Origin of the sequence: Natrinema pallidum, assembly GCF_005890195.1 — an archaeon.
In the GTDB taxonomy this organism is placed as follows: domain Archaea; phylum Halobacteriota; class Halobacteria; order Halobacteriales; family Natrialbaceae; genus Natrinema; species Natrinema pallidum.
On record NZ_CP040637.1, the window covers coordinates 3,174,016 to 3,195,843 of the forward strand.

The 21,828-nt window shown below is 63.5% G+C and carries 15 protein-coding genes and 1 tRNA gene; 9 read left to right on the forward strand and 7 right to left on the reverse strand.

The genetic code is table 11. From position 1 onward, the window contains the following. The first annotated feature begins 56 nt into the window (after positions 1-56). Positions 57-650 (forward strand): FxsA family protein, encoded by a 594-nt coding sequence (locus FGF80_RS15830; RefSeq protein WP_006183934.1) that lies wholly within the window; start codon positions 57-59, stop codon positions 648-650. Between the two features lie 79 nt (positions 651-729). Then, positions 730-803: transfer RNA gene (locus tag FGF80_RS15835), tRNA-Ile, on the forward strand. A 1,116-nt stretch (positions 804-1,919) separates the two neighbouring features. Here FGF80_RS15835 and FGF80_RS15840 read toward each other — a convergent pair. The 4 genes from FGF80_RS15840 to FGF80_RS15855 all read right to left on the reverse strand — a co-directional run bounded on the left by FGF80_RS15840 (position 1,920) and on the right by FGF80_RS15855 (position 5,505). Continuing rightward, positions 1,920-2,279 carry a hypothetical protein gene (locus tag FGF80_RS15840; protein WP_138655073.1) on the reverse strand — a complete coding sequence of 120 codons (360 nt, stop codon included), beginning with the start codon at positions 2,277-2,279 and terminating at the stop codon, positions 1,920-1,922. A gap of 243 nt (positions 2,280-2,522) precedes the next feature. Further along, a complete protein-coding gene (locus tag FGF80_RS19325) occupies positions 2,523-2,978 on the reverse strand; it encodes a hypothetical protein (RefSeq protein WP_175417047.1) in 456 nt (151 codons plus the stop codon). Between the two features lie 421 nt (positions 2,979-3,399). Further along, positions 3,400-4,164 (reverse strand): IclR family transcriptional regulator, encoded by a 765-nt coding sequence (locus FGF80_RS15850; protein ID WP_138655077.1) that lies wholly within the window; start codon positions 4,162-4,164, stop codon positions 3,400-3,402. A 177-nt stretch (positions 4,165-4,341) separates the two neighbouring features. Next, positions 4,342-5,505 (reverse strand): acyl-CoA dehydrogenase family protein, encoded by a 1,164-nt coding sequence (locus tag FGF80_RS15855; RefSeq protein ID WP_006183938.1) that lies wholly within the window; start codon positions 5,503-5,505, stop codon positions 4,342-4,344. Positions 5,506-5,781: 276 nt separating this feature from the next. Between FGF80_RS15855 and FGF80_RS15860 the strand changes: the two genes are divergently transcribed. The 4 genes from FGF80_RS15860 to FGF80_RS15875 all read left to right on the forward strand — a co-directional run bounded on the left by FGF80_RS15860 (position 5,782) and on the right by FGF80_RS15875 (position 11,943). Continuing rightward, positions 5,782-6,819, forward strand: a complete 1,038-nt coding sequence (locus FGF80_RS15860) for a TAXI family TRAP transporter solute-binding subunit (protein WP_049907781.1) — start codon at positions 5,782-5,784, stop codon at positions 6,817-6,819. A gap of 8 nt (positions 6,820-6,827) precedes the next feature. Then, positions 6,828-9,011 carry a TRAP transporter permease gene (locus tag FGF80_RS15865; protein ID WP_138655079.1) on the forward strand — a complete coding sequence of 728 codons (2,184 nt, stop codon included), beginning with the start codon at positions 6,828-6,830 and terminating at the stop codon, positions 9,009-9,011. Positions 9,012-9,116: 105 nt separating this feature from the next. Next, entirely contained in the window at positions 9,117-10,670 is a 1,554-nt protein-coding gene (locus FGF80_RS15870) for a long-chain-fatty-acid--CoA ligase (RefSeq protein ID WP_006183942.1), read from the forward strand. A gap of 133 nt (positions 10,671-10,803) precedes the next feature. Beyond that, positions 10,804-11,943, forward strand: coding sequence for an acyl-CoA dehydrogenase family protein (locus tag FGF80_RS15875; protein ID WP_006183943.1), 1,140 nt, complete (start codon positions 10,804-10,806; stop codon positions 11,941-11,943). Between the two features lie 205 nt (positions 11,944-12,148). On the opposite strand, the gene FGF80_RS15880 is transcribed toward FGF80_RS15875, so the two are convergent. Both FGF80_RS15880 and FGF80_RS15885 read right to left on the reverse strand, forming a co-directional pair. Continuing rightward, the gene (locus tag FGF80_RS15880) at positions 12,149-13,291 is read right to left on the reverse strand and encodes a thiolase family protein (RefSeq protein WP_138655081.1); all 1,143 of its coding nucleotides are present in this window, start codon (positions 13,289-13,291) and stop codon (positions 12,149-12,151) included. Positions 13,292-13,462: 171 nt separating this feature from the next. Beyond that, positions 13,463-13,813, reverse strand: coding sequence for a hypothetical protein (locus FGF80_RS15885; protein ID WP_138655083.1), 351 nt, complete (start codon positions 13,811-13,813; stop codon positions 13,463-13,465). 256 nt (positions 13,814-14,069) lie between these two features. Between FGF80_RS15885 and FGF80_RS15890 the strand changes: the two genes are divergently transcribed. The 3 genes from FGF80_RS15890 to FGF80_RS15900 all read left to right on the forward strand — a co-directional run bounded on the left by FGF80_RS15890 (position 14,070) and on the right by FGF80_RS15900 (position 20,308). Beyond that, positions 14,070-14,957, forward strand: coding sequence for a 3-hydroxyacyl-CoA dehydrogenase family protein (locus FGF80_RS15890; RefSeq protein WP_138655085.1), 888 nt, complete (start codon positions 14,070-14,072; stop codon positions 14,955-14,957). 354 nt (positions 14,958-15,311) lie between these two features. After that, positions 15,312-18,386, forward strand: coding sequence for an FAD-binding and (Fe-S)-binding domain-containing protein (locus tag FGF80_RS15895; protein WP_138655087.1), 3,075 nt, complete (start codon positions 15,312-15,314; stop codon positions 18,384-18,386). Positions 18,387-19,054: 668 nt separating this feature from the next. Next, positions 19,055-20,308 (forward strand): Cdc6/Cdc18 family protein, encoded by a 1,254-nt coding sequence (locus tag FGF80_RS15900; protein ID WP_006183948.1) that lies wholly within the window; start codon positions 19,055-19,057, stop codon positions 20,306-20,308. A gap of 456 nt (positions 20,309-20,764) precedes the next feature. Here the strand turns inward: FGF80_RS15900 and ahbB are convergent, their stop codons facing one another. Next, positions 20,765-21,805, reverse strand: a complete 1,041-nt coding sequence (gene ahbB / locus FGF80_RS15905) for a siroheme decarboxylase subunit beta (protein WP_006183949.1) — start codon at positions 21,803-21,805, stop codon at positions 20,765-20,767. Between the last annotated feature and the right edge of the window lie 23 nt (positions 21,806-21,828).

Consider the following 21,828-nt stretch of genomic DNA (forward strand, 5'->3'; position numbering starts at 1 on the left):
TTCCGTTCGTGGCACGAGAGTAAAGGATTTTCACCCTTCGGTGGCTATATCGGAGTATGCTCCGGTGGATCTTCGCGCTGTTGCTCATCCCGTTTCTCGACGCCGTCTTGCTCGCGGTGATCGTCACCCAGTTCGGATTCATCAGTTGGGTCGGGATGGTGCTGCTCGTCGTGCTGACGGGACTCGTCGGGATGCTCCTCGTTCGTGCGGAAGGGCGGCGAACGATCCGGAAGATGCAACGGACGATGGCCGCGGGGCAGCCGCCGACCAACGAACTGCTCGACGGGGGCCTGCTGATCGCCGCCGGAGCGTTCCTGTTGACTCCCGGGCTGGTGACCGACGTCATCGGCTTCCTGCTCGCCGTTCCGCTGACACGGATTCCGATCCGGGCCGCCCTCAAGCGCTTCGTGATCGTCCCCTACGCGGACAAGAAGACCGGCGGGTTCGCCAGCGGCACCGTCTGGACGTTCGGCTTTCCGGACGACGAAACGGCGGGCAACGCCACCGAATCGACCAACAGCGGAACGTACGATCTCGGCGACGACGCCTACACCGTCGACGAAAACGACGACTCGTATACGATCGACTTCGGCGACGAGCACGCCGACGACGCGGACGACGAGCGGGACGACGATCCCCTCGCTCGGTAGCGATTCTCACGGGTCCCGGAGAAAGAAACGCTTAAACGTCCCACCGAGCAACTACTGAGTGCGAAGAAGGCGACGACGCGGGCCAATAGCTCAATTAGGTTGAGCGCCACTCTGATAAGGTGGAGGCTCTCGGTTCAAATCCGAGTTGGCCCATACTTTTTCGGCGGGCGACCTCGCGAGCCGCAAATACGGACCCCTACTCGAGTTTGAATCACGGGAGTCACAGTCCGGGAGCGAACGAAGCGAGCGGTCCGGAACGCCTTCCCGTGGTTCAAATCCGAGTTGGCCCACGTCTCGTCAGGAACTCGTGAGCGGCACCGCCGTGCGACTGCGGGGGCTGTCGTCTTCATCGAACCGAAACCCAACTCCTGACGCTCACAACTGGCGAAAATCGGAGAATCCGCGAGCAGCCAGGCGCTCGATGGCCTCGCAGTCCGCGGGAGAGACACGGACTCGAGCGACGGTACATTCACCACTCGTGTGGGAAGTACCACCGGTGACCGTTCGAAGGCCGCTACGACCGGACGACCGGGAGCGGACCGCAGTTGCATCCGTCGGAAGCTAATCGCAGCCGCTAACAGGACAATCCATCAGTTCACAGAACTACAGAATGTTATAGAGAAAGACACATAGATGGGACAGCACTTCGAGGCGATCAGTCGCTGACTGCCAACGGTGTCCAAGCCGCAGGAATCAATCCCTACGGTAGCGGTCGCTCCGTCGCTCGAGTCGTCCAATCACCTGGTGGGTCGAGTGAAGAGGTCGATTCGGTTTTAGCGCTCCGTCTCGGATAGGTCTGACGAGTATCGACTCACAAGGACCTGTACCGACCGATTCGAAACAATAGTGGGACAGGACAGTAGACAGAACGTATTCGATCCGTATTCGTACGTATCCAAATAGGTACGGTTGCTACTCTAGTATTCTACTAGATAAGTATCAGATTGGATATTGAACCGGGCGAGGGTCATGGTGGCGGTACACAGCGGAGCGGGATTCGGCGATGCCCGATACCCACGACTCCCACTCGGGAACGATCGGAGGCGTATCGATTGGGTCGGACGAGCTGCCAATTACAAATATATCGTTGTAAAGTTCCTGGCATCGAGTCGCGGCGACGGTCGCGGTCGATACCGCGTCAGCCCCGCGGCCCGTCGTCCGTCGACGAACCGGCGACGAGCACCACCGATGCGGTCGTGGCTACCCGCTCGCGGACCGTTCGCTTCGGGCCGCGACGCGACCGAGCGGGCCGGCGCGAACGCCGTTTGATCACGGCACGACCGGGGCGAGCAACGGCTCGCGAAAGACCAGGAGTACGACGTTGTTGCTCGCGAAGAGGGTGTACAGGACCACGGCAGACAGTACAAACCCGACATCGAACGGTTTCGAGAGAACGTGACCGATACCGATCACGAATCCGGCGTAGATGAGAGCGGCGACAACGACGCCGACGATCCCGACGAGATCATACAGGAAAACCGTCATGGGATTCAGTTCGTACGCATATGGGACGGTAAAGAACAGGATCGTCGCGATGAGATCGACGAACCAGACGCCAAAAAACGCGGCGCGGAGGCTGGCGGGACCCGGCCGATCGAACCCGAACTCGAGCGGGGACGGTTCCGTCATCGTGGTTCGACCCAGGCGACTCCGAGTATTACGCGTTGCACTTGCTGGTTCCGGCCAGTGTAATTGGTTCACACCCATCGATAGCGGCGAGACACGACTGGGAGTGAACGGCCTCGAGAGGGGACGGCCGCACCGTGATGGCCGGCTATAGTAGCCACTGAACGCCAGCACACCCGATCGCACGAGGGCTGTGCGATAGGTGTGAATCGGTTCAGTTGTGACGATAGTCGAGGGGTAGTCGTCTCACCCGTCGGACGGGAGCCGTGGGAAATCGGGATCGGGACACCCGTTCGGTTTCGATGGAACGCGTCGGTACGCATGCAATTCGCCGTCCGTAGCGGCGGCCAGCAGGATGTCGTCCGGCGCGATAGTGGCGAAGCGGTCGACCGGTAACACGAGTTGATCGACAACCGACTCGCCGTCCTCCAACAGGAGGACGACGTGTTCCCCATCAACGATGCGGTCGACGACGCCGATGTACAGATCGGTGCCGTCGAGGAGATCGTCGAGTTCGCCATCGGCCGACGACGACCCTCGGGTGCGTTGTTGTCCACGTCTCGAGGTCGGCGCATGATCGGGCCGATCGATGGACGTTCCGGTCGTCGCACCGGCAGTCGTCACTGCGGCGACCGCTCCCGTACTCAGGGCACCGACTGTTCGGAGAACTGTCCGTCGCGATCGTCGGGTGTAATCCGACATACCACCGTTGGCCGCGGGTTGACTGATAAACCCTCGGGCGAGAGAACGAGTCCGGATAGCCGAGTGGTTCGTTTGCCGAAATACACCCGGCTAATGCATCGAATCTCGACATTTCGTGGTGTGTTGTTGTTCTGCCATCGGAGCGAGACGCTGGTCGGAGAACAACGACCGGTTCTCGAGGGAGGTTTCGGACACACTGTAGACGGGCAGTTGTGCACGGATATCGACTGGCGGACAGGCCGTCGGCTCGTAACCGACTGCGCCGTTACGCGCGGTCGAGATCATGTTGACGAAACGCTATCCCGACATGCGAAACGACTCGTTCGTATCCTGAACGGAGGATCGATTGTCGCCATCCGCGTTTCAGTCGGTGAAACGCTCGGCGGGACGAGGATGGCCGCAACCGATACTCGTGGGCCGGTTAGCCGTAGGCGAGCGTCACCTTGATCTCGCCGGCTTTGTTCCGAAGCCGCGTCGGAAGTTCGTCGTGAACGTAATCGTCGGTGAACCGACTGGTCGGTCCGAAGACGGCCAGTGACCCGAGGAAATCGTCGTCGGGCGTATAGACCGGGACGGCGACCCCGCGAAGCCCCTCCATGTGTTCCTGATTGTTCACCCCGTATCCCCGATCGCGGATTCGCTCGAGTTCGTCGAACAGCGCGTCGGGATCAGTGATCGTGTTCGGCGTAATCGTCTCGAGGCCGATGTCGTCGATGTAGTCGGCGACCGCGGCGTCGTCCCACTCCGCGAGAATGACTTTGCCCGACGCCATCGAGTGCAGCGGCCGCCGGTGCCCGATCATCGTGTTCGAGAGGCTGCCGTAACGATGGACGTAGACGGCCTCGCTGGCCTCCTCGACGATGAATACCGCGCGCTCGTCAGTCTCCTGACCGAGTTCGAACACGGCCCGCTTGGCCGCCGTGTATCCCACCTTCCGGGAACGGGCTTGCTCGCCGAGTTCGACGAAGCGGAAGCCGACGTAGTACGCCCCGTCGCGCTCGATCACGTAGCCCAGATCGGTCAGCGTCTGGAGGTGACGGTAGACGGTACTCTTCGGGAGGTCCGTCCGTTCAGTAAGGTCCGCGATCGTGACGCCTTCCGCGTCTTTGAGCGCCTCGAGGAGTGCAAACGTTTTCCGCGTCGTCGAGACGCCCGCTCCGCCGGTCTCGTCCCCGTCCGTTCCCATACGCGATACTATTCGCACGTCGCAATCAATGTTCCGGAGACTGGGATTCGAATGCCGCCGAGCGGAACGGGCGTTCCGGATTCGACTCGACCGGGTGGGGCGAGCGGACGTGCTGGGCGCTGAATGCGGAAGACGAACGCGGTCGAGAAGCGGAAAACGGGTTCGAACGGTCGGTGGTTACTGGTAGGCGGGGATACCGGTGAACTCCTCGCCGAGAACGAGCGTGTGAATGTCGTGGGTGCCCTCGTAGGTGTAGACCGTTTCCATGTTGGACATGTGCCGCATCGGCGAGTAGTCCGTCGTGATACCGTTCCCGCCGAGCATTTCCCGGGCGATCCGGGCCTGGTCCCGGGCCATCCGCACGTTGTTTCGCTTCGACATCGAGACGTGCTGTGGTCGCATCTCACCGCGCTCTTTGAGTTCGGCGAGTCGGTGGGCCAGCAGTTGCGCCAGCGTGATCTGGGTCCCCATCTCGGCGAGTTTGCGCTGTTGGAGCTGGAACCGACCGATCGGACCGCCGAACTGGTCGCGGTCTTTCGCGTACTGGCGGGCCTCCTCGAAGCAGTCCCGGGCGGCACCGACAGCGCCCCAGGCGATGCCGTAGCGGGCCTGCGTGAGACAGGACAGCGGCCCCTTCATCCCCTCGACGCCCGGGAGGACGTTCTCCTCGGGCACGTGGACGTCATTCAGCCCGATTTCGCCAGTTATCGAGGCCCGCAGCGAGAGTTTGTCGTCGATCTTGTTGGTCGTGACGCCGTCGCGGTCGGTCTCGACGAGGAACCCGCGGACGGGATCGTCTTCGGTCGACTTGTCACGGGCCCAGACGATAGCAACGTCGGCGATCGGCGAGTTCGTAATCCACGTCTTCGAGCCGTTCAGGACGTAGCCATCGCCGTCGCGCTCGGCGCGGGTCTCCATCGCCGACGGGTTCGAGCCGTGTTCGGGTTCGGTCAGGCCGAAACAGCCGATCGACTCGCCGCGGCCCATCTCCGGCAGCCACTCCGCTTTCTGCTCCTCGCTTCCGTAGGCGTGGATCGGATACATGACGAGCGCACCCTGCACCGACGCCATCGATCGCAGCCCCGAATCGCCCGCCTCGAGTTCCTGCATCAAGAGCCCGTAGGCCGTCTCCGAGACGTTCGGCGAACCGTACCCCTCGAGATTGGGGGCGTAAAAGCCGAGTTCACCCATCTTCGGGATGAGGTCCTTCGGGAACGTTCCCTGCTCGTAGTGTTCGCCGATATCGGGTTTGACGTGTTCTTCGACGAATTCCCGGGCCGTATCCCGGATCATCCGCTCTTCTTGGCCAAGGTCCGCCTCGAGCTGAACGAAATCCAGCATACCTAGACGTATGGGAATGGCACAATAGGTATTGCGATACTAGTTGTCACATGACTGGTCAGCGAGATTGCGTTGGGCGGCCATCCGTGGTCGGTTGTCACGTAGTGCTCGAGGGGCATTCCGCGTCCTAGACCGGTCATGTAGAGTTCGGTGTGGCTCGGTTCTGACCGTCCCGTGTCTCGGCCGGCGGCGGATCGACTGATAGCGGAAGTATTATAATACGAAACTATGAAAGAATGTGTCATGGCGAACAGGCACAAGTTCACCGACAGGAGTATGACTCGCAGATCAGTCCTCGCAGCCGCCGGTGGTGGAGCCACAACGGCACTCGCCGGCTGTATCGGCGGTGAAACGAGCGGCAGCAATAAGAACTTCAAGACCCTCTCCGACATCGGCGAGAATACGGCGGTGTCGCCGACGCCGACGGGGTCGGGAACCGCTCCGGCACTCGAGCGTGCGCTCGATCACGCGACCGATGGCTACGATCGGGTGAGTACGAGCTACGGCGAACAGGGCAACGCGATCAACGAGAACCAGCTCGATGTCGGCGTCGGGACGCTGATGAACTTCTCGATCGTCCCCAGCTGGCTCCAGCAGATCGCGAGTACGGTCGACAACCTCCGCGTGCTCGACGTGACTGAGGAGACCGAACAGGCCTGGAACGACGACGACCGGCTGCTGATTCAGCCGGCCGAGACGGGCCAGATCGACAACGTCGACGCACCCGACGAGGTCCCCGCGCCGACCTTCGCGTACAACTTCGTCTCCCGGGCCGACCTCGAGTACGACACGGTTTATACGTTCCTCGAGACGCTGTACGAACAGAAACAGGAGCTGGCGGAATACAACGGCGTCCTGGCTACCTACGAGGACGAGGAGTTCTGGGTCGAGAACATGTACGACGATGTGCCCTTCCACGACGCCGCGGCCGACTTCTACGAGGAAATCGGCGTCTGGAGCGACGAGTTCGAGCGCGCCGGCGGCAGTGCGAGCGGCGGGGCCACCGGCGACACCAACGTCCGGATGCGGACGTCGACATCGACGACAACGGCATACACCGCCAACCAGGGGATGGCCAGCGCCGTCAACAACGGGACTGACGACCTGTTCGTCGAGGCCCAGACCAGCCAGGGAACCGAGGCCAACCTCGGTGCGCTCGATCAGGAGGACGCCGAGATGGTGTACATCCAGAACTGGTCGGCACAGGAGGTCCAAGACGGGGCTGGCAACTACAGCGAACTCGACTTCGAGATGGCACAGATCGTCCACTTCTATGATCTGCCGTGGTTCTTCATCGCCGATGGCGGTAACTAACGGGACCGATGTCTGAGACATATTCCGAGCGCGGGCGACTCGAGTCAGCCCTGGGATGGCTCGTGTACGCACTGGGAGTCTTCCTGACGGGATACACCGTCGTGTACGCCGTGTCCCTCGTGGGCGGGTGGCCCCTCAGCGGACTCGTTCCAGAACCAGGATGGGTAAAGCGGGACGCACGGTATATGATCCTCTTCTTCGGCATCGGGATCGCGCTGTACTACCTCGACTACGCTCACAGAACGTTCCGCAACGAGAGCGCCGACGTTGGTTTCGCCGCAGCGGAATCCTCGACGACCGGCGGAAGCATCGGCGACGGACTCAAGCGAGTGCGGCAGACCTGGAAGCGGGTCGATCCGTACGTCGCCCTTGCCCTCGCGGTCGTGGCGTTGCTCACGATGTATCACGTCTACACGAACTTCACCCGACTCGACGAGGACGCGTATATCCTCGGCTATACCACCACCGACCACCTCGTCGGCGTCGTCCTGATCGCGCTGGCGATCGATACCACTCGGCGGGCGTTCGGGACCGTGATCGCGGCCGTTGCCGTCGCGGCGATCGCGTATGCCCATGCTGCGGTCGGTCCGCGATTGTTCGGCGTCTTCCAGCACTCGGGACAGAGCTGGGAGCAGATCGCCGAAAACGGCGCAATCGGAATCAGCGGCGTCTATCACGAAACGCTCATGGGTATCGGGTCGACGTGGGTCGCGATCTTCATCATGTTCGCCGGGATCGCGAAGGCGTTCGGATTGATGGAGTTCGTCCGTGAGATCGGGACGGAACTCGGGACGAGCCTCCGGACCGGCGTCGTCCAGATCGCCGTCATCTCGAGTATGATCATGGGCTCGATCACCGGGAGTGCGGCGGCAAACACTGCGACGACCGGGAGCTTCACGATCCCGATGATCAAAGATCAGGGCGTCAGCGACGATATCGCCGCGTCGATCGAGGCGGTCGCCTCCGCGGGCGGCCAGATGCTGCCGCCGGTGATGGGCGTAGCCGCGTTCCTGATGGCCGACATCGTTCAGGTCCCGTATCTGGATATCGTTCGGGCGGGGATCATTCCGGCGGCGCTGTTCTACTTCAGCGTCTGTCTCGCGGTTCATTTCACGATCCTCAAGTTCGGCTGGATCTCGAACGATCTCTCGTCGTTCAGGTGGCGGCTCCTCCTCAAAGGAAGCCACTTCGTGGTCCCGATGGTCGTCCTCCTGTACACGCTCGTGTATCTGCGGTACACACCGCTGTCGGCGGGCATGAATACGATCTTCGCGATCGTCGGCGTGATGTTCGTTCGGAACTTTGTCGTCGGTGTCGTCGGCATCGGCTCCGACGAAGTGACAGCCGAAGTCCTCGGTCGGGAAGTACGGGGCGACGACGTGCTTGGGAACCTCGTCGCGACGAGCAAGCAGACCGTCGATGGGTTCAAACAGGGCGGCATCGACATGGCACCGCTGGTCGGCGTCCTTGCGGCCATGGGCGTGATCGTCAAACTGCTCGAGGGGACGGGACTGACGGCCCGCGTTGCGACATCGATCGTGAGCCTCGGCGACGTGAGTGTGCTCGGCTTCGGCGGGGGCTTGGTCATCGTGTTGGTCCTCGCGATGATCGCCAGTATCCTGTTCGGACTGGGAATGCCAACGCCCGCCGCGTACATTCTCGTGGCCATTCTGGTCGCGAAACCGATCACCGAACTCGGAACACCACCGATCGCGACGCACATGTTCGTGTTCTACTTCGCGATGCTGTCGGCGATCACCCCGCCGGTCGCGATTTCGGTCGCGATCGGATCGCGAATCGCGGGCGCGAACTTCCTCGATTCGTGTAAACAAGCGCTCCGACTCGGCGCGCCCGGGTTTGTCATTCCCTACGCGTTCATCGCGAACGAGAGTCTGATCTACTGGTCGTGGGAGACGCTCGTCGCGTTCCCTGTGGTACTCGCCGGCACCGTCGGCTTGATCGTCGCGACGATCGGCTTCGACGGGGCTCGAGAGCTCTCGGCACCGGCTCGTGGTCTCTACATCGCTGCCACGTTCTGTGCGATGTTCGGCTCGATCGTCCACGTCGCGGTACAGATCGCCGCAGCGGTCGTGATCGTCGGCGTGTTGGCGCACGCTCGATACGTCGTCGGCTACGACCTACCGACCGACCCCGAGGCCGAGTCACGTCCCGACGCGTCGACCCTCGACTAACCGCTCCGCAACCGGGGCGGCGCTCCCGGTTTCGGGAACAACCGAAGTAAATGTAATTACCGAGTAACAACCCTTTTGTGGGCCTCAGACAACCATACACAAGGTATGACAAATCTCGTGAGGGAAGTCGGCGAGACCGTGCAAGCGAACCCCGACTCGGCCGCGGTCGCGTATCAGGGGACCGAATGGACCTACGAGGAGTTCTGGGAGCGAGCCGGGCAGTTCGCACAGGCACTCGAGGACCGCGGCATCGGCGAGGGCGACCGCGTCGGAATCTATCTCCCGAACCTGCCCCAGTTCGTCACCGCCTTCTACGGCACGCTCCGCGCCGGCGGGATCATCGTTCCGATGAATCCCCAGTACAAGGCCCGCGAGATCAGCCACATGCTGGGCGACAGCGGGGCGAAAGCGGTCGTCTCGCTGGCGGATCTCGTTCCCAACGTTCTCGAGGTGCAAGACGACACCGCGGTCGAGCAGGTAATCAGCGTGGGAGCGGACGTCGAGGGAGCCACCGCGTTCGACGACTTCCTCGCGGACGACACCAACGGGATCGTCGAGCGTGCTGACGACGATGTCGCGGTCCAGCCGTACACCTCGGGGACGACCGGCACGCCGAAGGGCGTCCTGTTGACCCATCACAATCTAGCCTTTACGACGCGGGCGAACGCGAGCGTCCCGCCGGGCGGGTTCCAGGCCACCGACCGACTCATCGGGACGCTCCCGCTGTTTCACATCTACGGTATGTCCGTCGTGATGAACGGCGCGATGTACAGCGGCGGTACCTACTACCCCGTTCCCGAGTGGGACGCGCCGACGGTCATGGACCAACTCGAGGACGACGGGATCACGATCATGTTCGCCGTTCCCGCGATGTTCAACGACATGATCAACCAGCCCGACGCCGCCGAGTACGAGTTCGAGGCGCTGCGCTTTGCCAACTCCGGGGGCGCGAGTCTCCCGCTCGAGGTCCTCGACCGGTTCGAGGAGTTGTGGGACGTTCAACTCAACGAAGGCTACGGGCTGACCGAGACGAGCCCGGTTACCCACGCCAACACGAACGACGCGCGTCGGAAGGGCAGCATCGGGCAACCGCTCGAGGGCGTCGAGGCGAAGATCGTAGACGAGCACTTCGACGAAGTGCCCCGCGTCGCGGAGGGGCCGATCGACGAGGAGGCGGCCGACCTCCACGAGATCACGGGCGAACTCGTCATCCACGGCCCCAACGTGATGAAGGAGTACTACGGCCTCCCCGAGGCCAACGAGAAGGCGTTCACCGAGGCGGACGGCAAGCGGTGGTTCCACACCGGTGACATCGGTTACTGGGACGAGGACGACTTCTTCTACGTCGTCGATCGCGAGAAGCACATGATCGTCACCGGCGGCTACAACGTCTATCCGCGCGAGGTCGAGGAGTTGCTTTTCGAACACGAGGACGTCGCCGACGCCGCAGTGGTCGGGGTTCCGGACGACCGCCGCGGGGAGACCGTCAAGGCGTTTATCGTCCCCACACCCGACGCCGACGCGACCCCCGAGGAGATCAAACAGTACTGCCTGACGAACCTCGCGGAGTACAAACACCCCCGCGAAGTCGAATTCGTCAAGGAGCTTCCCCGAACGACCACCGGCAAGGTCCAGAAGTTCGAACTCCGCGACGAGTAGGCATCTGGGTCGTCCGGGACCGCATCGAACGCCGCCCCGTTTCCGCTGCGCGGTCGACATCGCGGCAGGGTTAACAGAATCAAATGGCGGGTGCATCCGAAGCTACTTTGTAAGACGACACCAAGCAAACGATATGGCATTCCAGCTGTCCGCTGAGCACGAGGCGATCCGTGACGCCGTCCGCGAATTCGGCGAAAACGAGCTGAAACCGGTCGCCGAGGAACACGACCGCGAGCACAAGTATCCCGAAGAGTTGCGCAGGAAGGCCGCCGAATACGACTTCGTCGCGCCGAACATCCCGATCGAATACGACGGTGCCGGGATGGACAAGATTTCCTCGACGATCGTCACCGAAGAGCTCTGGCGTGCCGACCCCGGTATCGGCTCGGCCGTCGGCTCCGCCGGCTTCGGAACGGACATGATTATCGAGTTCGGCGACGACTGGATGAAAGAGAAGTGGCTGCCCAAGATCGCCAACGGGGAGACCGCCTCCTGTTCGATGATCTCCGAGCCCGCCCACGGCTCGAACGTCGCCGGCATCGAGACGGTCGCCGAGAAGGACGGCGACGAGTACGTCCTCAACGGCAACAAGATGTGGATCACCAACGGGACCGTCGCCGACGTCGGCGTCCTGATGGCCAAGACCAGCCCCGACGAGGGCCACAAGGGCATCACCGCCTTCCTCGTCGAGATGGACCGCGACGGTATCGAGACCGACAAGATCACCAACAAGCTGGGCATCCGCGCCTCCGACCTCGCGGAGGTCGTCGTCGACGACGTTCGCGTCCCCGAGGAGAACGTCATCGGCGAGGTTGACGAGGGCTTCTACCAGCTGATGGAGTTCTTCGCCTCCGGCCGCACCAGCGTCGCCGCCCAGGCCGTCGGTGCCGCTCAGGGCGCACTCGACGCCGCCATCGAGTACGCCAACCAGCGCGAGCAGTTCGACCAAAAGATCTCGGATTTCCAGGCTATCCAGCACAAGATCGCCGAGATGGCCACCAAGGTCGAGGCCGCTCGCTCGCTGACCTACCGCGCCGCGACCCAGGTCGAGCAGGAAAACCAGGACGTCGCCGCACAGTACTCGAGCATGGCGAAGTACTTCGCGAGCGAGATTTCGGTCGAAGTCGCCGACGAGGGGATTCAGGTCCACGGCGGCTCGGGCTACGTCACGGACTACCCCGCCGAGCGCTACTACCGCGACGCCCGCATCACGAAGATCTACGAGGGTACCAGCGAGATCCAGAAGAACATCATCGCCGACCAGATCCTGTAATCGGGCTCCGCTCGCGGACGGCTCCGGGATGCGAACCATCGATCTGTGTGCAGTCCATACCGGGATCGCTGTCACGCTTTCGCAGGGTCAGTACGGCCTCCATCGACGATCTGATTCGTACTCTCGGATTCGGATTTCGCAGCGATCACTGGCGCGAGAAAAGGGGGCTCGAGCCCGTTCGGTCGACCGGCGACTCGAGTCGCCCTTACTGCGCCGGTACGCGGAACTCGATCGCCGCACCCTGCCCGTAGCCGACGCACATCGTCGAGAGCCCCAGCCCGCCGCCCCGGCGCTGGAGTTCGTGAATCAGCGTGACGGGCAGGCGGGCACCCGACGCGCCGAGCGGATGGCCGATGGCGATCGCCCCGCCGTTGACGTTGAACCGCTCGTCGTCGAAGCCGAGTTCGTCCCGGCAGTAGATCGTCTGGCTCGCGAAGGCCTCGTTGAGTTCCACGAGGTCGTAGTCGTCGGCCGAGCGGCCGTTGCGCTCCCAGATTCCCCGCACCGCTGGGACCGGGCCGACACCCATGATTGTCGGATCGACGCCCGCGACGTTGTGGTTCTCGATCTCGGCCATGATCTCGAGGTCCTCCCGCTCGGCGAACTCGCGGCTGGTGATGAGGACGCCGGCAGCGCCGTCGGAGACCTGCGAGGCGTTGGCGGCGGTGACGGTACCCGCCTCGCGGAACGCTGGCGGAAGGCCGGCGATCTTCTCTTTGGTCGTGCCGGGACGGAGCCCCTCGTCCTCCTCGACGAGGCCCGCCTCGGTCTCGATCGGGACGATCTCCGCGTCGAACTTGCCGTCCTCGGTCGCTTTACAGGCCCGCTGCTGGCTGCGCGCGCCGTATTCGTCCTGCTGGCCCCGGCTGATGTCGTACTTGTCGGCGACTGTCTCGGCGGTCTGGCCCATCGCGAGCCCGGCCGCGTCGTACTGCTCGGCGATGCCCGCGTAGGAGTCGATCCCCTTCCGGCGCTCGTTGCGGGACATGTTCTCGACGCCACCGGCGACGATGACATCGCGCTGGCCCGCTCGGATCGCGTCGCTGGCGCTCATGATCGCCTCCGCCGAGGAGGCACAGAGCCGGTCGATCGTGGTGCCGGGGACGCCCTCGCCCAGGTCCGACAGGAGGGCGATCACCCGCGCGATATTGTTGCTTTGCTCGTTGACCTGCTTGGCACACCCCCACCGGATGTCGTCGACGTCCTCGCCCGAGAGACCGGTCCGCTCGAGCATCTCGTCGACGAGCGGAACCGACAGATCCTCGCTGCCGGTCTCGGCGAAGACACCACCGTGTTTCCCTTGCGGCGTTCTGACTGCCTGGACGACGACTGGCTGCCGATCGCTCATTGGTAGTGAGTACCTCGCGCTCCGACACTAAAGTAGCTCCGTTCGAGCGGTTTCGGCCGTCGATCGGGACACCGTGCGTTCGCCGCTGACGAGTGCCCGGACGGAACGATCTACAGTAGCGAGCGGCGCTCTCGGTTCCGCGCGGCGCGGCGGTCCCGTCTTTGGTCCTCTCTATCGCGTCGCGAGCAGATAGCCGCCGACCAGTACGGTTGTCATTGCGACCGTCCCTGTCGTCCCGACGGGATCGATCGGAGCGTCGCCGCGACCGATCACGAACACCTGTCCGAGACCGAGACTCACGGAGGTCAGCAGAAGCGCGCCGTACAGACCCATGATCGCAGACCCGAGTTCGTCGAGTTGGTTCGTCGTAACTGCATGGACCAGCAGCAGCGAACCAGAGCCGATCGGGATCGCGATCAGCGCGTCGGTCGGCTCCGCCACGAACACGAATCCGGCGAGGAGGAGACAGATGGCATAGACGCTGACTGTGCCGAGCGTTCGGAGTCGGTACGGGACAGTCATCCGTGCCCAAATAGATTCTTGAAAAATATATTTCTTTTGATGAAACCATCTCTTGATGGGCGTGTCTCCGGACACGTGATTGCGAAGGGGTGTGTGCGGTCATACCGCCCTGCGTCCGCTGCTCGTCGCTCGAGGCCCGCGTCGGACGTGAGCACGGTCGGCAGCACGCGCCGTGTGTTCGCGGATGGGAGGGATGAGACGGGGCGCAGTTGTTCGAACGGGAACGCTTTTGGGCGTTTCCGCTGTGCCCTCTCACATGCGAATCGCAGTTCTTGGAGCCGGCAGCATGGGACACGGAATCGCACAGGTCTCCGCGATGGCGGGCCACGATGTGGTCCTGCGGGACATCGAAGCGGACCTCGTCGAGGACGGACTCGAGGGAATCCGCGAGAACCTCCAGGGGGGTGTCGACCGGGACAAACTCACCGAAGACGAGATGGACGCGGCCCTCGAGCGCATCGAGGGGACGACCGACCTCGCGGGCGCGGTCGCGGACGCCGACCTCGTCGTCGAAGCGGTACCGGAGGATATGGACCTCAAACGGGAGGTCTTCGCGGACGTCGAGGACGCGGCGAGCGAGGAGACGGTCATCGCGTCGAACACGTCCTCGCTGTCGGTGACCGAGATGGCAAGCGTCCTCGAGCATCCCGAGCGGGCGGTAGGGCTGCACTTCTTCAACCCGCCGCATATCATGGACCTCGTCGAGATCGTCATCGCCGAGCAGACCGACGAGCGCACCGAGGCGTTCGCCGTCGACTACGTCCGGGACATCGACAAGGCAGACGTAGTTGTTCGGGACACCGCCGGCTTCGCCACGTCGCGGCTGGGACTGGCGCTTGGACTCGAGGCGATCCGGATGGTCGAGCAGGGCGTCGCCAGCCCGGCCGACATCGACGAGGGAATGGAGATCGGCTACGGGCATCCGATGGGACCCCTCGAGCTGACCGACCACGTCGGACTGGACGTCCGCCTGCACATCGCGGAACACCTTCGCGAAGAGCTCGGCGAGCGGTTCAAGCCGCCCCAGTCACTGCGCCGAAAGGTCCGTGCGGGCAAGCTCGGCAAGAAGTCCGGCGAGGGCTACTACGTCTGGGAAGACGGCGAGCGCGTCGGCATGAGCGGCGAGTGGGGCGGCGACGCGTAACGCTGCCGTCGTCGGTCGCCACGCTGCGGGACGGCCCCGAACAGAGAGACCCCAACTAGTTAGGCAGATCGTTTGTTTCGACGCCGCGGCTACTAGAAGTACCGCCCGCCGATCGGGCGGCGGCCCCGGGGGCGCACGTGGAAAAACGACGGGGCCACTTTTCGATTCGGTCACCGTAGCGGGCATCGAAACAACCGCGTATCGGCCGGGTGGTCCGAGAGCCACCATCCGGCATCACCGTTTCCCGCCGACCGATGTGTCGGGCCGGGTAGACGACTCCGATATAGCGGGGGAGAGCCGCGACGGACCGTCGGAACGCGGGTACTTTTAGCCGCGCCTGCGTAAGGGTGACGTATGTCCCTGGAGCCGAGCGCCGACCCGGCCGCCGACCGGCGAGCGAACTACGACTATCAAAGCGATGATGTCGATCGCCCGGCCCTGGTCGCTGACCTCGAGACGATCGGCGACTGCGAGGTCCGGGCCGACTCCTACTCGCGCGAACTGTACGCGACCGATGCGAGCGCCTACGAGCGGACGCCGATCGCCGTCGCCTTCCCCGAGTCGACCGCCGATGTCGCGGGCATCCTCGAGTACTGTGCGGAACGGCGGATTCCGGTCCTCCCACGGGGCGGCGGGACGAGCCTCGCCGGGCAGACGGTCAACCGGGCCGTCGTGCTCGACTTCACGCGGTACATGAACGACATCCTCGAGATCGATCCGGACGCCCGGACCGCGACGGTCCAGCCCGGAACGATCCTCGGGACGCTCAACGAGACTCTCACACCCCACGGTCTCAAGTTCGCACCCGATCCCGCGTGGGGCGACAAGAGCGCCATCGGCGGCGCGATCGGCAACAACTCGACCGGGTCGCACTCGCTGCAGTACGGCAAAACCGACGCCTATATCGAAGAGGTCGAAGTCGTTCTCGCCGACGGTACCGTGACCCGGTTCGGCGAAGTCACCGTCGCGGAGATCGGCGAGCGGGCCGACCCCGACGGCGACCTCGAGAGCCGAATCTACGCCGCGGTCGAGCGCATCCTCGCGGACGACGCGGATCGCATCGCGGACACGTATCCCGATCTCAAGCGCAACGTGTCCGGCTACAACCTCGACCGACTCGTCGCCGAGGCTCGCGGCGAGGACCTGCCCGGCGGCGAGGACACCGGCGAGCCGGGGACCGTCAACCTCGCGCGCCTGCTCGCCGGCAGCGAGGGGACCCTGGCGATCGTCACCGAAGCGACCGTCTCGCTCGAGCCGGTCCCGGAGACGAAGGCCGTCGCCCTGCTGTGCTACCGCGACCTCCACGAGGCGATGGAAGACGTCGAGCCGATCCTCGCACACGATCCCGCGGCGGTTGAAGTGTTAGACGACGTGTTGCTCGATCTGGCACGCGATACCGCGGAGTTCGGGCCCGTCACCGCAATGCTGCCCGACGGGACCAACGCCGTCCTGCTCGTGGAGTTCTACGCCGAGGAGACGGCCCACGGTGAGGAACGAGTCGCGGGCCTGCTGGCCGACCGCGTGCCGTCGGCGACGCCGGCGGGGGAGCCGGCCGACGACGCCCCCGCCAGCGACGCCGACCCCCTCGCGCTCGAGGCGCTGGAGGCCTACGACGAGGCCGAGCGCGCGAAGTTCTGGAAGCTCCGCAAGTCCGGCCTCCCGATCCTGCTCTCGCGGACGACCGATGCGAAGCACATCAGCTTCATCGAGGACACCGCGATCCCGCCGGCGAAGCTCCCCGAGTTCGTCGCGGAGTTCGAGGCGATCCTCGAGCGACACGACACCTATGCCAGTTTCTACGCCCACGCCGGCCCCGGCGTGCTCCACGTCCGGCCGCTGGTGAACACGAAGACCGAGGTCGGCCTCGAGCAGCTCCACGGCATCGCGGACGACGTGACTGACCTCGTGGTCGAGTTGGGGGGCTCAGTCTCGGGCGAACACGGCGATGGTCGCGCCCGGACCCAGTGGAACCGGAAGCGCTACGGCGACGACCTCTGGGCGACCTTTCGAGACCTCAAGACCGCCTTCGACCCCGACTGGCTCCTCAACCCGGGCCAGGTCGTCTTCCGCGAGGACGAGCCCACTGACCTGCGGGAGAACCTGCGGTTCGATCCCGACTACGAGTTCGACGCGGGTTTCGATCCCGTACTCGAGTGGGACAACGACAACGGTATGCAGGGGATGGTCGAACTCTGTCACGGCTGTGGTGGCTGTCGCGGCGAACAGGAGACCACGGGCGGCGTGATGTGTCCGACCTATCGGGCGAGCCAGGAGGAGATCACGGCGACTCGTGGGCGGGCGAACGCGCTCCGGCAGGCGATGAGCGGCGATCTCGAGCCCGACGAGGCCGCCTCCGACGAGTTCGTCGAGGAGGTGATGGGGCTGTGTATCGGCTGCAAGGGCTGTGCCATCGACTGTCCGAGCGAGGTCGACATGGCGAAGCTCAAGGCCGAGGTCACCCACGAGTACCACCAGCGAAACGGCGCGACGCTCCGGGACCGGCTCTTCGCCAACGTCGGAACCCTCTCGCGATGGGGGAGCAAACTCGCCCCGCTCTCGAACGCCCTGCCGAAGCTCCCGGGCGCACGCAAGGCGCTCGAGGTGACCCTCGGAATCGATGCCGACCGACCGCTGCCGACGTTTCACGGGACGACGTTCCGGGACTGGTTCGACGAGCGCGGCGGCGCTCGCGTGAGCGAAGCCGACGCCGCCCGCAAGGCCGTCCTCTATCCCGACACCTACACCAACTACAGCCATCCCGAGGCCGGAACGGCCGCCGTCCGCGTGCTCGAGGCCGCCGGTGTCCACGTCACCGTCCCCGACGACCTCGGCGATACGGGCCGTCCCGCGTTCTCGAAGGGCTTCCTCGAGAAGGCGACGGACGCCGCCCGCGAGAACGTCAACACGCTCGCACCACGGGTGGCCAACGGCTGGGACGTGGTCGTCATCGAGCCCTCCGACGCGGTCATGTTCCAGTCCGATTACCGCGACTTGCTTCCCTCGGCGGCCGCCGAGACGCTCGCGGACGCGACCTACGGCGTCTGCGAGTACGTCGATACGTTCCGTCTGGACGAGGACATCGCGTTCGACGACCGTGCGGCGACCGACGACGTGATCTATCACGGCCACTGTCATCAGAAGTCCGTGGCCAAGGACCACCACGCCGTCGGCGTCCTCCGGCGGGCCGGTTACGCGGTCGAGCCGCTCGATTCGGGCTGCTGTGGCATGGCCGGCAGTTTCGGCTACGAGTCCGAACACGCCTCGATGAGCGACGCCATCGCCGGCATTCTGTACGACCAGATCGCGGACAGCGCGGGCGACCGTGTCGTCGCTCCCGGTGCCTCCTGTCGGACCCAACTCGAGAACAGGCCCGACGCCTCGGCGGAGCCGCCGACGCCGATCGAAGTCGTCGCCGACGCGCTCGAGTAACCGGATGGCATAGCCGGAGCCGATATCGACGGTCGTGTGACCCGAGACGACGGCGATGTGGCGTGACCCGGGACGACGGCGATGTGGCGTGACCCGGGACGACGATCACGGATTGTACGTGTTGGCTTCGGTCGACCATTATATATCTAGAATTATAGATGACACGCACACCCCGGGTGTCGAGTGTAGATAGGAAAATAGCCGCGGGAGAGCCCGAGTACGACTGATATAGGCAGCAATCAGGTATCGGATGAACGGCTCACGTCAGAGTAGGAGAACTAGAGTTGGAAAGGTTTATAATCGATAGATAGAAATGATATCCGTACTCTACCACGACTGTAACTAGAATAAGGCAGAAGCGATCCCTACACCCACCGATCACACGCTCTACAGCAGCTTTTCGGACATCTACACTCGACACCTGGGGTGTGGGAGTCCGTTCCACTGCGATCCCGCAAGGTACGCTTCCGCGAGGTGATCTCAGTCACTGATCACGGACTGGACACCCTGCCGCTGTGCGATCCATTTCATTCGACAGGAGGATAATCGGTCGCTGTATGATATCGATTACACAGGCTCGTTTTGTACCTATCTCCGCGATCTACATCCGACAGCTGGTGTCTCCGGATCACCAGGCTATAAATAAGCTCCATTGATACGTGACGGGTATGGAAGACGGCACCGGTGGCGAAAACGGGTCCCTCGAGGAGTTCTGGGCGACGGAGGACCCGATATTCAGCCGCAAGGAACTCCTCGATATCGACCTCGTTCCGAACGAGGACCGGATCATCGGCAGGGACAGCGAAATCAAGAACGTCGCCTCGAGCATTCATCCCGCGGTGAAAGGCCAGTCCCCCCGAAACACGCTTATTTATGGCAAAACGGGAACCGGGAAATCGCTCGTCGCGAAACACGTGACCAGAAGTGCCCAGCAGTATTCGGTCGAAAACGGGACCGAACTGGGGCGGGCGTACGTCGACTGTACGCAGACGAAGACCGAAACGCGCGTCGTGATCAATCTGGCACAGACGCTGAACGATCCGGAAGAAACGGGCATCAGCATCCCCGTTACCGGATTATCGACCGATGTCTACTACGAGCGCTTTTGGTCGATCCTCGACCACTGCTACGATGTCGCGATCATCATTCTCGACGAGATCGACAAACTCCAAGACAGCGAGATTCTCATGCAACTGTCCCGCGCGGGGGAAGCCGGTAAGCTGGACTCCTGTAACGTGGGGATCATCGCGATCAGCAACAAAATCTCGTTCAAGGAATCGCTCGACGAACGAATCCTCAGTAGTCTGCAGGATCGTGAGTTCGTGTTTCCGCCGTACGATGCGAACCAACTCCGCGAGATCATGTCCAACCGCGAGGATGCCTTCAGGGACGGCGTTCTCTCGGACGACGTCATCCCGTTGAGCGCCGCGTTCGCTGCCCAGGAGCACGGCGATGCGCGGAAAGCCCTGGATATCCTCCGAAACGCCGGCGAACTGGCAAAGGACGGGGACGCCGAGGAAGTCACCGAAGAGCACGTACGCAATGCTCGAGAGAGGGCCGATATCGACCGGTTTTCCCAGCTGCTCGAGGGGCAGCCGACACAAATCAAGGCGTCCGTATACGCGCTGTCGCTGCTCGCGGAGCAACACAGCGATCGGGAAGAGTTCGCGACCCGTGAGATTTACGAGATGTATCAGACTATCACGTCGGACAGCGCTCTCGGAATCGAAACGCTCTCGCAGCGCCGAATGAGCGATAAACTCGACGAGCAGGTCTTCCTCGATATTCTCGGACGGACCGAACGGGTCGGACGCGGGTACAGCAGCGGCGTGACGAATTACTACTACCTCCTGGAGGACCCGTCCGTCGTACAGGCCGTTATTCACGACGACAACCGCTTTTCCGAACTCGATCGAACGTAGCGACGGGAATTCACTCGACAGCCGGGGTGGTCCGCTAGGGCGGGTCCGGATTCGATACTCGGGAGTCGCTCGTTCGGTTCGAACCGTCTTTCGGATGATTTCACTCGACACCTGGGGTGGATGACAGATCACTCGCCGCTCGAAGGGGGCATGTCTCGCCATCACATTTCATTCGACAGTTGGGGTGCCCTGATTCGTGAAGGCCGGTACAAGAACATCTATCGGCCGATTTTGAGTGCTTACACTCGACGCCCGGGGTATTCGGGACGGTGCGATCGACGCTCGATTCGACTCGCTGGTTAGGGACCAATTTCATTCGACGGCCGGGGTCTCGAGTTCCGAAGCGGGGGGCGGGAAACGCTCTCCGACCTGTAAGCCACCGGAATCACCCGACACGTGGCTACGGCACGCCTTGCGGACCAGGACCAGACTGAGTCTGGTCCGCGCCGGATCGACTCAGCGGCCGACCAGTTCGTCGTAGCGCGCGCCGGTCTGTTTCAGCGTCTCGGTCGAGTACAGGCGCTCGTGGTCGACGGGGAGGTAGTCGGCGGCGAGTTCGTCGATCTTCGCGTCGACGGCCTCGGGATCGCGGCCGTGGATCATCGTAAACAGGTTGTACGACCACTGCTGGTCGGGTCGGCGGGGCCGGTGGTAACAGAGGGTAACGTACGGCAGTCCGCCCGCTCGCTCGCCCCACTCGTCGAGGGACTCGTCGGGCACGTCCCAGACGACCATGCAGTTGGCGTCGAACCCCGTCACGACGTGGTTGATCACGCAGCCGATGCGCTTGATACAGCCGCGCTCGAGCAGTCGCTCGACGGCCGCGAGCACGTCCGCAACATCATCGCCGATCTCGTCGGCGATGTCGCGGTACGGCGTCGCCGACAGCGGGAACCCGTCCTGAACCGCGAGCAGCAGGTCGGCCTCGAGCGCGGAGAGATCGCCCGTCGCTTCCTCGCTGATTCGGGTCGCCGCGGAGTCCAGTCGCTCCGCGAGCGATTCGCGTGCGAAGCGGTCGCCGTTGACGACGGGAAACTCGAGGTCGATGTAATAGTCCGTCAACATCGGCAGGTTCAGAACGTCACAGCCGGTCCGGCGCTCGATATCGGTGAGGATCTCGTCGCGAGCGTCCTGCGAGCCGGCGGTGACGACGAACCACATGTTCCACTCGTGGTCGCGAGCGTAGTTGTGGTTGACCTGCCGGTAGTCGTTGATGATCGCCGCGACTTCGTCGAAGCGATCCGCGGGGGCCTGGACCGCAGCAAGCGTCGACGAACCGATCACGGGCGGATTGAGGACCGCACCGAACCGACGGACAATGCCGGTCTCCCGCAGGGAGTGGACGCGGTCGACTGCCGCCGTTTCGTCGATCCCGAGGTCGGCAGCGACGCGGCGAAACGGACGTTCTTCGATCGGGAAGCCGCTCTGATAGCCGTCGATCAGCGCCGCGTCCACGTCGTCGATGGCCTCTCGCCAGTTCCCCGACAGGGTGCTCATTGGTTGCCCTAGGGAGAAGGGGG